Annotated in this window: 12 protein-coding genes; 3 read left to right on the top strand and 9 right to left on the bottom strand. The window is 70.7% G+C overall.

What is annotated here, in order from left to right; all coding sequences use genetic code 11:
* The first annotated feature begins 9 nt into the window (after window positions 1-9).
* Window positions 10-729, top strand: coding sequence for an ABC transporter permease subunit (locus ACZ6I1_RS06755; RefSeq protein WP_469283916.1), 720 nt, complete (start codon window positions 10-12; stop codon window positions 727-729).
* Between the two features lie 81 nt (window positions 730-810).
* Window positions 811-1479: a rhomboid-like protein gene (locus ACZ6I1_RS06750; RefSeq protein ID WP_469283914.1), complete on the top strand. Its 669-nt coding sequence runs from the start codon at window positions 811-813 to the stop codon at window positions 1477-1479.
* Window positions 1480-1827: 348 nt separating this feature from the next.
* On the opposite strand, the gene ACZ6I1_RS06745 is transcribed toward ACZ6I1_RS06750, so the two are convergent.
* From ACZ6I1_RS06745 to ACZ6I1_RS06705, 9 genes are all read right to left on the bottom strand, one after another.
* Window positions 1828-2640 (bottom strand): HAD family hydrolase, encoded by an 813-nt coding sequence (locus ACZ6I1_RS06745; protein ID WP_469283912.1) that lies wholly within the window; start codon window positions 2638-2640, stop codon window positions 1828-1830.
* Window positions 2637-3914, bottom strand: a complete 1278-nt coding sequence (gene serS / locus ACZ6I1_RS06740; RefSeq protein WP_469283910.1) for a serine--tRNA ligase — start codon at window positions 3912-3914, stop codon at window positions 2637-2639. Before serS ends, ACZ6I1_RS06745 begins: the two co-directional genes overlap by 4 nt.
* A gap of 527 nt (window positions 3915-4441) precedes the next feature.
* Complete coding sequence (gene pheA / locus ACZ6I1_RS06735; protein WP_469283907.1) at window positions 4442-5377, bottom strand: prephenate dehydratase; 936 nt, start codon at window positions 5375-5377, stop codon at window positions 4442-4444.
* Window positions 5378-5419: 42 nt separating this feature from the next.
* Window positions 5420-6778: an iron uptake transporter deferrochelatase/peroxidase subunit gene (efeB, locus tag ACZ6I1_RS06730; protein ID WP_469283905.1), complete on the bottom strand. Its 1359-nt coding sequence runs from the start codon at window positions 6776-6778 to the stop codon at window positions 5420-5422.
* A complete protein-coding gene (locus ACZ6I1_RS06725) occupies window positions 6703-8667 on the bottom strand; it encodes a copper resistance CopC/CopD family protein (RefSeq protein ID WP_469283903.1) in 1965 nt (654 codons plus the stop codon). Before ACZ6I1_RS06725 ends, efeB begins: the two co-directional genes overlap by 76 nt.
* Before the next feature lie 22 nt (window positions 8668-8689).
* Complete coding sequence (locus tag ACZ6I1_RS06720; protein WP_469283900.1) at window positions 8690-9178, bottom strand: copper chaperone PCu(A)C; 489 nt, start codon at window positions 9176-9178, stop codon at window positions 8690-8692.
* Window positions 9175-9828, bottom strand: a complete 654-nt coding sequence (locus ACZ6I1_RS06715; RefSeq protein WP_469283898.1) for an SCO family protein — start codon at window positions 9826-9828, stop codon at window positions 9175-9177. Before ACZ6I1_RS06715 ends, ACZ6I1_RS06720 begins: the two co-directional genes overlap by 4 nt.
* A 69-nt stretch (window positions 9829-9897) precedes the next feature.
* On the bottom strand, window positions 9898-10614 hold the full coding sequence (locus ACZ6I1_RS06710; RefSeq protein WP_469283896.1) for a YcnI family copper-binding membrane protein: 717 nt from the start codon (window positions 10612-10614) through the stop codon (window positions 9898-9900).
* Window positions 10615-10722: 108 nt separating this feature from the next.
* Window positions 10723-11574 carry a hypothetical protein gene (locus ACZ6I1_RS06705; RefSeq protein ID WP_469283894.1) on the bottom strand — a complete coding sequence of 284 codons (852 nt, stop codon included), beginning with the start codon at window positions 11572-11574 and terminating at the stop codon, window positions 10723-10725.
* Between the two features lie 223 nt (window positions 11575-11797).
* Here ACZ6I1_RS06705 and ACZ6I1_RS06700 point away from each other — a divergent pair, with 223 nt between their 5' ends.
* Window positions 11798-12241: an ATP-binding protein gene (locus tag ACZ6I1_RS06700; RefSeq protein ID WP_469283891.1), complete on the top strand. Its 444-nt coding sequence runs from the start codon at window positions 11798-11800 to the stop codon at window positions 12239-12241.
* Window positions 12242-12246 lie beyond the last annotated feature (5 nt).

Genomic DNA, 12246 nt, shown 5'->3' with positions numbered 1-12246 from the left:
CTGGCACCCATGTACGACCCCACCGTCGCCCGGCTCACCTACCGGGCCCTGCTCGGCCGCCGCAGGGCACTGATCCTGTTCCTGCTGCCCGCCCTGCTGATCCTGATCGCGATCGCCGTCCGCGCCCTCACGGGTGTGGACGACAAGGTCGCCGCCGACCTGCTCGGCGGTTTCGCCCTCGCGACGATGGTCCCGCTGATCGGTGTCATCGCCGGCACGGGAGCCATCGGCCCCGAGATCGACGACGGATCGATCGTCTACCTGCTCTCCAAGCCGGTGAAGCGGCCGACGATCATCATGACCAAGCTGATCGTGGCGATCGCCGTCACCATGGCCTTCTCCGCGATCCCCACCTTGATCGCCGGCTTCATCCTCAATGGCAACGGACAGCAGATCGCCGTCGCCTACACCATCGCGGCCCTCGTGGCCTCGATCGCCTACAGCGCGCTGTTCCTGCTCCTGGGCACCGTCAGCCGGCACGCGGTCGTCTTCGGCCTGGTGTACGCCCTGATCTGGGAATCGCTCTTCGGCAGCCTGGTCTCCGGCGCCAAGACCCTCAGCGTCCAGCAGTGGTCCCTGTCCCTGGCCGAGAAGGTCGCGGGCGAGGGATACGTCGATGCCACCGTCGGCCTGCCCACCGCCGCGGTCCTGCTCGCCGTGGTCACGGTCGGCGCCACCGCCTACGCGGGCCAGAAGCTGCGCCGCCTCACCCTGGCGGGCGAGGAGTAAGTCCTGCCGCACCGCCCGAAGCTGTGCCCCGCCCGGCTCACCGGCCAGGCGGGGCACAGCTTCGCGCGTCATCATCGGTGCATGATCGAGCGCACCGTGCCCGAGCCGTCCAGGCCCGTGTGGTCCTGGATACGCTCCTCGCCCGGTACGCACATCTGGCTGCTGATCATCGCGATCACCAGCATCATCGTGGTGATCGCGCCCGACCGGGTCGATCACCTCCTGCTCCACCGCAACAGCAGCAACATCCACCAGCTGGTCAAGCACCCCGTCCGGGCGCTCCTCAGCAGCGCCTTCTGGATCGAGAACCCGGCTTCACTCGCCCTCTACGCCGTGCTCTTCGAGGTGTTTCACGCCCCCGTCGAACGCTGGCTCGGCACCCTGCGCTGGCTGCTGGTCGTCGCGACCGCCCACATCGTCGCCACACTGGTCAGCCAAAAGGTCCTCTTGATGGCCATCGAAGACCACCGCGCCCCGCGCAGCATGACCCATGTCGTCGACATCGGCGTCAGTTACGGACTCGCGGCCGCCGTCGGAGTCCTCACCTACCGGCTCCCCGGCCCCTGGCGCTGGTTCTACCTCGCCGGCGCCGCCGCCTTTTTCGGGCTCCCCCTCGTCACCGGTGGGACCTTCACCGACCTCGGCCACGCCATCGCGCTCTGCGTCGGACTGCTCGCCTGGCCGCTCACCCGTCACGCTGGGTCCAGCGGGGAAGAAACGCGACCCCTGTTTCACGTGAAACGTGAGTAGCCGGCCTCCGCTTTCGTCGCACCGGCGCTGGCTCCTGGTCCACGCTGACGCACGGAAATTCGCTGGTACGGGGCTTCCGGCGGAGGCAGAGTGAGTCGTGCGGGGAGCAACAAAAGGTCCGGGGCAGCCACTTCGAGCGCGCCCTCCGGCGCGGGCAGCCCCGGACCTCTCGTACGTCGTCGGGCTAGGGGGTGTCTGACGGAGGTCCGTGGCGTCGCGATGCCCGGCACGCACTCTCGCCGCACCGGCCGAAAGCCCACGTACGTCCAGTACGCGGGCATCCGGCCGGCACGCCGAGAGCACGCACCGGACACCGCTCCTTCACCACGGACCTCCGTCAGACACCCCCTAGGCGGCGCCCAGCAGACGCTCCAACACCACCGCAATGCCGTCCTCCTGGTGGGAGGTCGTCACCTCGTCGGCCACCGCCTTGAGCTCCGGGTGCGCGTTGGCCATGGCCACACCGTGCGCAGCCCAGCCGAACATCTGGATGTCGTTCGGCATGTCGCCGAAGGCGATCGTCTCCGCGGCCTTCACGCCGAGCCGGCGCGCGGCCAGCGAAAGGCCGGTGGCCTTGGTCAGGCCCAGCGGCAGGATCTCCACTATCCCGGGACCGGCCATCACGATGTCGACCAGGCTGCCCGCGGTCACCCGCGCCACCTTGACGAGCGTGTCGTCGTCCAGCTCGGGATGCTGGATGTACAGCTTGTTCAGCGGGGCCGTCCACACCGCGGCGGTGTCCTCCAGGTATATGGCCGGCAGGCCTTCCTGTACCTGGTAGCCGGGCCCGAACAGGACGTCGCCGTCCACGCCGTCGCGGCTGGCCGCCAGGGCCAGCGGACCGATTTCGGCCTCGATCTTCGACAGGGCCAGACCGGCGAGCTGCCGGTCCAGCGTCACCGACGTCAGCAGCCGGTGCGCGCCCGCGTCGTAGACCTGCGCCCCCTGCCCGCACACGGCGATCCCCTGATAGCCGAGGTCGTCCAGCACGTGCCGGGTCCAGGGCACGGCACGGCCGGTGACCACGATGTGTGCCGCGCCCGCCGCGGTGGCCGCGGCGAGCGCTTCACGGGTGCGTTCCGAGACGGTGTCGTCGCCACGCAGCAGCGTGCCGTCGAGATCGGTCGCGACGAGCTTGTACGGGAACGGGGCCGCGCTCACTTGGTGATCGGCTCCAGGACCTCGCGGCCGCCGAGGTACGGACGGAGCACCTGGGGCACGCGCACCGAACCGTCGGCCTGCTGGTGGTTCTCGAGGATCGCGACGATCGTGCGCGGTACGGCGCACAGCGTGCCGTTCAGCGTGGACAGCGGCTGCGTCTTCTTGCCGTCGCGGTAGCGGATCGACAGGCGGCGGGCCTGGAAGCTGTCGCAATTGGAGGCGGAGGTGAGCTCGCGGTACTTGCCCTGGGTCGGGATCCAGGCCTCGCAGTCGAACTTGCGCGAGGCGGAGGCGCCCAGGTCACCGGTGGCGACGTCGATCACCTGGAACGGCAGCTCCAGGCTGGTCAGCCACTGCTTCTCCCATTCCAGGAGGCGCTGGTGCTCGGCCTCGGCCTCTTCCGGAGCGACGTACGAGAACATCTCGACCTTGTCGAACTGGTGGACGCGGAAGATGCCGCGCGTGTCCTTGCCGTACGTGCCGGCCTCGCGGCGGAAGCACGGCGAGAAGCCGGCGTACCGCAGCGGCAGCTTGTCCGCGTCGATGATCTCGTCCATGTGGTACGCGGCGAGCGGGACCTCGGAGGTGCCGACCAGGTAGTAGTCGTCCTTCTCCAGGTGGTACACGTTCTCCGCGGCCTGGCCGAGGAAGCCGGTGCCCTCCATGGCGCGCGGGCGGACCAGCGCGGGGGTCAGCATCGGGATGAAGCCGGCCTCGGTGGCCTGGGCGATGGCCGCGTTGACCAGCGCCAGCTCGAGCAGCGCGCCCACACCGGTCAGGTAGTAGAAGCGCGAGCCCGACACCTTGGCGCCGCGCTCGACGTCGATGGCGCCCAGCGACTCGCCGAGCTCCAGGTGGTCCTTGGGCTCGAAGCCCTCGGCGGCGAAGTCGCGGATGGTGCCGTGCGTCTCCAGGACGGTGAAGTCCTCCTCGCCGCCGACCGGGACGTCCTCGTGGACGATGTTGCCGAGCTGGAGCAGGAGCCGCTTGGCGGCTTCGTCCGCCTCGTTCTGCTCGCTCTCGGCCGCCTTGACGTCCTGCTTGAGCTGCTCGGCTTTCTTCAGGAGTTCCGCCCGCTCCTCCGGAGAGGCCTTCGGGATGAGCTTGCCGAGCGACTTCTGCTCATTGCGCAGTTCGTCGAAGCGCATGCCGGAGGACCTGCGGCGCTCGTCGGCGGAGAGCAGTGCGTCGACGAGTTCGACGTCCTCTCCACGAGCGCGCTGCGAGGCGCGGACACGGTCAGGGTCTTCACGGAGCAGCCGGAGGTCAATCACCCCTCCAGGCTACCGGGCTGGGGTTCCTGGGATCACACCGATATCACGCTGCGTGTCGCTATGTCCCAATTGCCGCGAATGGATAAATCCCGGCTGCTGGCCGGAAGTGATCCCTTCTCGGAGGGTCGATAAAAGCGGGCCCATTCCCTGAAAAGGGGCAGAAGGGCAGTCGGTGTCCGGTGCCTGAGCAGGGCTTGGCGGCTTCTTTGTCCACAGGAAATGCCCGCACTCAGAGCTTATCCACAGGCTGTGTGCTGCATCTGTGGACACGGAAATAGATCATTCCCGATCACCGGCGGCTCGGGGCGAATCAGGGTTCAAACCACCCTCACACACTCATTCGGGTGGGAACCACTCGCCCCAAAGAGTTGATCCGCGATACGGGGGTGACGCCGTTCACCTTCCGCTCCCCAGCGCGAAACCCGAGCCATGGGACCGATATGTCGACGTTGTCGTGCCGCTCTGTCGACTTGTCCCCAGGTCCCCATCTGCGCCTGTGGATAACTCTGTGGACAGTGGACGAAGCCTCAGGCCCGGCCGTCGAGGCAGCGCGTCAGCCAGTCGGAGGCGGCCGTGAAGTCACCGTCGGAGGTCCCCGGCCGCGGAGCCCGCACGTCACCCTGAGCGACACCGGCACGCGGATATGACCCGAGGAAGCGGACTTGGGGGCAGGTCCGCTTGAGGCCCATGAGGGCCTCGCTGACGCGCCGGTCGGAGATGTGGCCCTCGGCATCGACCGCGAAGCAGTAGTTGCCGATGCCTTCGCCCGTCGGCCGGGACTGGATCAGCATCAGGTTGACCCCGCGCACGGCGAACTCCTGGAGGAGCTCCAGCAGCGCACCGGGGTGGTCGTCGCCGAGCCACAGCACGACGGAGGTCTTGTCGGCGCCGGTCGGGGCGGCGGGCCGGGCCGGGCGCCCGACCAGAACGAACCGGGTCTCGGCGTTCTCCGCGTCGTGGATCTCGGTGACCAGAGGGACCAGCCCGTAGGTGGCGGCCGCGAACGCGCCGGCGAAGGCCGCGTCAAAGCGTCCCTCCTGGACCAGCCGGGCGCCGTCGGCGTTCGAGGCGGCCGACTCCCACACCGCGTCGGGCAGGTTCGCCCGCAGCCAGTTCCGCACCTGCGGCTGGGCCACCGGGTGCCCGGTGACCGTCTTGACGTCCGAAAGGGACGTGCCGGGGCGCACCAGGAGCGCGAAGGCGATGGGCAGCAGCACCTCGCGGTAGATCATCAGCGGTTCGCCGGACGCCAGCTCGTCGAGGGTGGCGGTGACCCCCCCCTCCACAGAGTTCTCGATCGGCACGAGGGCGGCAGCGGCCTCGCCGTTGCGCACGGCGTCCAGGGCGGCAGGGACCGACACCATCGGGACGAGCTCCCGGGTGGCTGCTTCCGGCAGTGTGCGCAGGGCGGCTTCGGTGAAAGTGCCCTCGGGACCGAGATACGTGAAGCGGGTGGCCGACATGCGGTCAGCCTAATGCCGGGGTGCTGCCCGCCGGGGCGCAGTTCACCCTTCGAGCAGCCGCTGCCCCACGTACTCACCGGTGCGCGGACCGGGCGGAACCGCGTAGAGACCGCTGGACTCGTGCCGGATGAAGACGGACAGTGCGTCACCGCGGTCGAGCTTGCGCTGGACGGGGACGAACCCGCGCAGCGGATCGGCCTGCCAGCAGACGAACAGCAGTCCCGCGTCGGGTGTACCGTCCGCGCCGATCCCGTCGTGGAAGGAGAAGGGACGGCGCAGCATGGCGGCTCCGCCGTTCTGCTCGGGGGCGGAGATCCGGGCGTGGGCGTTGGCCGGGATGACGGGCCTGCCGTCGGCGCCGATCTTGTCGAGGGCCATCTCGGTGGTCTCGCCGCCGCCCGTCAGCGGGGCGCCCGTGGCCTTGGTACGGCCGATGACCTGCTCCTGCTGGGTGAGGGACTGCTTGTCCCAGTCGTCGAGGAGCATCCGGATGCGCCGGACGACGGCGTACGAGCCCCCCGCCATCCAGGCGTGCTCGGCCGGCCCGGGGCCGGCCGCGGGCACGAAGATCCGCTTGTCGAAGTCGGGCTCCGAGGGCTTGGGGTTCCCGGTGCCGTCGATCTGGCCCATGAGGTTGCGGGCGGTCCTCGGGGAGGCGGTGGCTCCGGGCGAGCGGTTGAAGCCGTTCATCTGCCAGCGGACGCGAGCGGCGTCCCCGGCGTCCTTCTGGAGGGCGCGCAGGGCGTGGAACGCGACGAGTCCGTCGTCCGCGCCGATCTGGATCCACAGGTCGCCGTTGCTGCGCTGGGCGTCGAGCCGGTCGGAGGAGAAGTCCGGCAGTGGGTCGAGGGCGGCGGGGCGGCGGGCGGTGAGGCCGGTGCGCTCGAAGAAGGAGTGGCCGAAGCCGAAGGTGACGGTCAGGGAGGACGGGCCGGCGTCGAGGGCGATGCCGGTGTCGCCGCTCGAGGTGGTCTCGCCCGCCATCAGCCGGCGGGCGGTCTCGGACCAGCGCCGCAGCAGTGCGGCGGCTTCCGTGCGGCCCGCTCCCGCGGCGAGGTCGAAGGCGACGAGGTGCCCCTTGGCCTGCAAGGGCGTGGTGATCCCGGCCTGGTGGTCGCCGTGGAAGGCCACCTCGGTGGCGCCGAGGGCGGACAGGCGGGCATTGGCGTCGGAGGCGGAACCGCTCCCGGAGTCGGCGAGCGCGGAGTGCGCGAGGGCTCCGCCGGCCGCGCCCAGCGCGAGTCCGGCGGCGCCTGCGGCCCCGACGGTGCCCAGCAGGCGTCGTCGGGAGATCTCGATGTCGGGGTTGGTCTGGGTCACGCGGGTCAGCCGATCTTCACGGTCTTCTGGACGGTTGTCTGGTCGATGTCGGAGGTGCGGACGGTCACGTCGATGCGCCATTCGCCGGTGAGTGGCAGTTGGACACCGGACGCCGTCCAGTGCCCGGCTCCGGCACGTTCGGGCAGGAGGGGCAGGGGGCCGATGTCTTTCGCCGGGAGGGTGAAGGACACCTTGACCTCGGGGAGGTCGAGGGGAGTGCCGTCGCCGGAGTCGGCCCAGAGGTGCAGGGTGTTGGCGCCGACCCGCCCGGGGTCGAGCTCGAGCCGCACGTTCCCCTTGCCGTTCCGGCCGCCGGTGTCGAAGGGCAGGGTGATCTTCACGGCGCGGTCGGGAACGGCCGTGGCGGTGGAGCCGCGGGAGGCCTCCCGCTCCACGGTGCGGCCGGGCTCGGTGCTCGTGAGCACCGTGGTGACGGCGAGCAGGGCCACGGCGACACCGGCCTCGGCGAGGACGGAGCGGCGCAGTCCCGCGCGGTCCGGGTCCGCGTCGCGGACCCGCTTCTCGCGTGCGTTCTCGAGGGCGGCGCGCTGCCGGGCGAGCTGGGCGGCGCGCCGCGGGTCGGCTGCGGCGGCCTCTGTTTCACGTGAAACATCGACTGCGGCCGCGGCCGTTTCACGTGAAACATCGGCGACCGCCGCAGGGGCGTCGGCGAGCCGTGCGGTCCATTTCCGGGACAGGTACGCGATGCCCACGAGGACGGCGACCAGGCCGACCTTCAAGAGCAGCAGCCGCCCGTACGAGGTCCCGGTCAGCGCGGACCAGCTGCCGAGCTGGCGCCAGGACTGGTAGACGCCGGTGACCGCGAGCACCAGGACACTGGCGAAGGCGACCCGGGAGAACCGCCGGACGGCCGTCCGCTCGATCTCGGGGACCTTGTACAGGGCGATGAGCAGCGCTGCGAGCCCGCCGAGCCAGGTGGCCACGGCCAGCAGGTGCAGGATGTCGGCGGGCATGGCGATGCCGGGCTGGATGCCCGTGGAGGCGTGCTCGGACAGGGCCCAGGTCGCGGCGATACCGGCGGACACCACGGCGCCGCCGATGCCGAGGCCGAAGGTGAGGTCGTTGGTGTCCCCGGCGTGGGCGTCCCCGGTCTCCGCCGTGCCGTCCTGCGCGGTAGCGGAGCCCAGCCGGCGTGCGTAGACGCCGAAGAGGACCGCGATGAAGAGGGCAGCGGCACCGAGCAGGAGCAACCGGGATACCAGCGAGGCCCCGGTCTTGGTCTCCAGGACGGTCTTCAGACCCTCCAGGTCGAAGACGTCGGCGAACCGCCCGGACCCCGTGTACGGGGCGCGGAGCACGAGCATGGCGAGCGTGGCGGCCGTCAGCGTCACCCAGGCCCGCACGACGAGCTTCTGGAGCGGCCGCTCGGCCGCTCCCCGACGCCAGCACAGCAGGATGAAGGCCGCGCCGCCGACGAGGACGGCGAAGCCGGCGTAGGCGGCGTACCGCGCGATCCCGTACGCGATCCCGACGGGCCCACCACCCGCCTGACCGGTGGGCAGGGCGACATCGGTGGCCGAGGGCGCGCCGATGGAGAAGGTGAAGGCGCCGGAGATCGGGTGGCTGTCGGCGGAGACGGCCTGCCAGGCAACGGTGTACGTGCCGTTGGGCAGGCCGGCGTGCAGTGCGGTGCCGTAGCGGATGATGTTCCCGCTGCACATGTCGCGCAGTTCACCGGTGTCCACGCGCTTGCCCTGGGGGTCCAGCACGCGGATGGAGTCGTCGCCCAGGGCGACCTGCTCCGAGAAGGAGAGCGAGACCTGGGCGGGGGCCGTGGCGACCACCGCCCCGTCCGCGGGGTCGCTCGCGGTGAGTGCGGCGTGTGCCGAGGCCGGGGAGGCCGCGGTGAACAGGCTTGCCAGCAGGGCCGCGAGGACCAGCACGAGGCGCGGCAGCAGCGCCGCGGTCCGGGCGTGAACCGTGGATGGGGCGGGGGCGGTGGCCGTCATGGCGTGTCGCTTCCTCGGTCCGTCAGTGGGCGTTGCCGTCGGTGGACGGGGCCTGCGCGGTGTACGTCCGTTCCTTCACGTCGAGTTCGACCTTGACCGGGTCGGCCTTCTCGAAGTGCAGCTCGATGGTGACCTTGTCGCCGACCTTCGGGGTGCTCTTGAGCCCCATGAACATGATGTGGTCGCCGCCGCGCGCCAGCTTGAGCTCGCCGTTGGCGGGCACGTCCAGGGACTGGACCTGCTGCATCTTCTGGTTCTTGGTCTCGTGGATCTGCAGATCGTCGGAGAGGGGGGAGGTGACGCCGGTGAGCTTGTCGGCGGTCTCGGAGTCGTTCTTGATGATCATGAACGCGCCGGCCATCTTGTCGTTGACCGGTTGGGGCATGAAGGCCCCGCTGACCGTCGGGGAGGGCTTGGACGCCTCGTCCTTGGACCCGGAACAGCCGGATATGGCGAGCGCTGCCGTCAGGGAGAGGGCGGCGGCGAGGGTGCGGGTGGTGCGGGCGTTCACGGGTTCTCTCCCTTGATGATCTTCGGCAGGTCCTTGGTGTAGTCGTCGACGGTGGTGCCCTCGCCGTAGAGGACGTAGCCCTCTTCGGTCTTGGGTGAGAACGCGATGACCTGGGCGCCGTGCATGGAGACGACCGTGCCGTCGGCCTCCTTCTGGGCGGCCTCGATGCCGATGCCGAGCGAGCGGGCGGCGGCCTGGATGGTGGCGAAGTCTCCGGTGAGTCCGGTGAAGGCCGGGTCCTGGCCCTTGAGCCACGCGCCGAGGACGTCGGGAGTGTCACGCTCGGGGTCGGTGGTGACGAAGACGACCTGGAGGTTGTCCTGGTCGGCCTTGGGGAGTGCCTTCTTGGCGACGGCGATGTTGCTCATCGTCAGCGGGCACACGTCGGGGCAGTGGGTGTAGCCGAAGTAGATGAGCGTCGGCTTGCCCTTGGTCTGCTCGCGCAGGTTCCACGGCTTGCCCGTGGTGTCGGTGAGGACCAGCTCCGGCTTGGTGAACGGGCGGTCCAGTACGGTGGCGGCCTTGGTCTTGCTCTGGCCGCCCGAGATCTGAGTGACCGAGCCGGCCTTGGCGGACTCGCCGCCGCAGGCGGTCAGGGTGAGTGCGGCCGCCGCGAGGAGTGCGGCGACCGTCACGCGTGTGGTGCGCATGGAGAGGTGTCCCTGGGTTCGGGGATGTGACGGATATTCGGGAACGGGGGCGCGAAGGAGCGCGGCCGGTCAGGCGGAGCGGCGGCGGGAGGCGACGCCGAAGGCGACACCGCCCAGCCCGACGACGATGCCGGCGATGCCGAGGGCACGCGCGGTCGTGTCGGAGCCGTGCTGGGCGTCGGCCTGGTCGTGGCCGTGCTGCGCGTCCTTGCCGTTCTTGTCGGCGTTCTTGTCGCTGGCATCGTGGTGGTCGGCGCCCTTGGCGGCGGTCAGCTTCAGGACGGGCGCGGGGTTCTGCGGTTCCGCGGCGCCTTCCTTGGCCTCTTCGATCCAGCGGACGACCTCGCCGTTGTCGTAGGTCTGGATGGACTTGAAGACCATCTGGTCCACGGTCTCGGGCAGCTTGCCCACGGAGAGCGGGAACTGCTGGAACTTGCCGGGCTCGATCTTGCCGCCGGACCAGGTGACCTTGGTGACGGCCTCGTTGATCTGCTTGCCGTGGACGGTGAGCGGCTTGTCGAGCTTGCTCTTCTCGACTGTCACGGTCCAGCCGGGAACGTCCTGCGGCATGACGGACGTGAGGGGCTGGTCGATCGGGAAGTTGACCTCGAGCTGGGTGGTCGAGGCGTTGTCGCGCTCGTTGGGGACCTTGAAGTTGATCGTCGCGTAACCGCCCTTGGCGGCCTCGCCGGGCTGCACGCCGACGTGGGCGGAGGCCGCGCTGGACAGGAGGAGGACGGTACCGGCGGCGAGGGCGGCGGTGAAGGAGACGCGCGTGGTCTTCATGGCAGAAACACTCCACGGAAGCAGTGGTGACGGTGGCTCCGCGCACGGGCGCGCGCGGAGTTCGCGGCACCGGTGTCCCGTCGTGTGTCCCGGGGAGGAGGTGCCGCGTCAGGCTGCGAGGGCGAGCGCCGTGGGCGGCCCGCGCCTGATCACCGTGTGGTGGAGTGCCTCCCGGCCGGTGGCCGCCGCGGGGTCGGCCGCGGTCCGCGGGGCCTGCGGGGTGCCGGCGGGCGCGCTCGGGAGTCCGGCGCCGAGGGCGCGTACGAAGGCCAGCGCGGCGCGCAGCGGGCGTACCGGGGCGGCTTCGGCGGAGAGCCGGGAGAGTTCGACGAGCCGGAAGAGCGCGGCGTCGCCGCGGCCGAGGAGCCAGCCGACGGCCAGTGCCGCGAGCAGGTGGCCCAGCAGCATGGCCGGGCTGAACAGTCCGGTCGCGGGGGCCGCGGCGGCGGCCTGGGCCACGTGGGCGTGCGCCTCGTGGCCCTGTGCGGCGAGCTGTCCGCCCTGAGCCGCCTCCGCGGCCAGGGCCGCCGGGTCCAGGCCGGCGGTCGTCAGGATCTGCCGGGCGTCCGCCGGGCTGAGCGGTACGGAGTTGCCCCCGCACACCAGTCTGGCGGCGAGCTCGGCGAGCGAGGTGTCGGCGGTGGTGGCGGTGGTGGCCGGGGCCCGGGCCGCCGACGCCGCCGCGGCGGTGTGCTGGCCGAGGCCGAACACGGTGTGCAACGCGAGTTGTCCCGTGGCCAATCCGGCGGCGATGCCGGGCAGCGAGCGCCGGCGGCCGGCGAGCGGCGCGGCGACCGCGAAGACGGCGAGGAAGCCGAGACACAGGGACCACCACGGCACCGTGGCGCAGGATGCCAGGGCGTGGCCCGCCGCGGACAGCACGACACAGACCGCGGTGAACACCGCGGCCCGGATGAGCCGGAGGCCGGCTCCGGCGTGCGTCGCGTGGGGGTCAGTCATGGCCGGGCCATCATCGCACTGCCCTCGGGCCCTTCATACGGCAGGTCCGGAAGGTCCCATGAGTCCGTCATGGGACCTGGCGAGGCTGCCCGGCCGACCACCGTGGCGGGCTCCGCCGCTTATACCGGATCCCGGAGCGCCGCATCGGCCGAACGAGGGCAATGGAGCTCTCGAAGGCCCTCCGGGCGCTTACGGGCACGCGTGGGCGGCAATACGTAACCGTATGAGCATCTGGTGGTCTCTCCACTTGAGGCGCGAAGCCGCGAGCGTGCCGCTCGCCAGGCGACTGCTGCTCGGGACGATGGAGACCGCGGGGGTGGACCCGGACATCTCCTACGACCTCTCGGTGGCACTGAGCGAGGCCTGCGCGAACGCGGTGGAGCACGGAGGGTGCGGCGGAATCCCGGACGAGACCGAGGCGTACCACGTCACGGCCTATCTGGACGGGGACCGCTGCCGCATCGAGGTCACGGATTCCGGCCCGGGATTCCCGCCCTCGGCGGTGGCCCGCCGCAGACCCTCGATGGCCGAGCACGGCCGTGGCCTGCACCTGATCGAGGAGCTCGCCGACCACGTCCGATTCCGCAACCGGCCCGGCCGCGGCGCGGTCGTGAGCTTCGACAAGATGCTGAAGTGGCGCGACGACGCGCTGCTGAAGGTGTCGTAGAGGAA

The sequence above is a fragment of the Streptomyces sp. NPDC046303 genome (assembly GCF_055588085.1).
Note: the sequence above shows the minus strand (reverse complement) of the source record. Positions and strands in the feature narration are given on the sequence as shown.

Excerpts from the sequence above, each read along its gene's own strand:
- ACZ6I1_RS06750 (WP_469283914.1), top strand. The coding sequence starts at position 811 with ATGATCGAGCGCACCGTGCCCGAGCCGTCCAGGCCCGTGTGGTCCTGG.
- ACZ6I1_RS06700 (WP_469283891.1), top strand. The coding sequence starts at position 11,798 with ATGAGCATCTGGTGGTCTCTCCACTTGAGGCGCGAAGCCGCGAGCGTG.
- pheA (WP_469283907.1), bottom strand. The coding sequence starts at position 5,377 with ATGTCGGCCACCCGCTTCACGTATCTCGGTCCCGAGGGCACTTTCACC.
- ACZ6I1_RS06755 (WP_469283916.1), top strand. The coding sequence starts at position 10 with ATGTACGACCCCACCGTCGCCCGGCTCACCTACCGGGCCCTGCTCGGC.
- ACZ6I1_RS06715 (WP_469283898.1), bottom strand. The coding sequence starts at position 9,828 with ATGCGCACCACACGCGTGACGGTCGCCGCACTCCTCGCGGCGGCCGCA.
- ACZ6I1_RS06705 (WP_469283894.1), bottom strand. The coding sequence starts at position 11,574 with ATGACTGACCCCCACGCGACGCACGCCGGAGCCGGCCTCCGGCTCATC.
- ACZ6I1_RS06710 (WP_469283896.1), bottom strand. The coding sequence starts at position 10,614 with ATGAAGACCACGCGCGTCTCCTTCACCGCCGCCCTCGCCGCCGGTACC.
- ACZ6I1_RS06725 (WP_469283903.1), bottom strand. The coding sequence starts at position 8,667 with ATGACGGCCACCGCCCCCGCCCCATCCACGGTTCACGCCCGGACCGCG.
- efeB (WP_469283905.1), bottom strand. The coding sequence starts at position 6,778 with ATGGCGCATCGACGTGACCGTCCGCACCTCCGACATCGACCAGACAAC.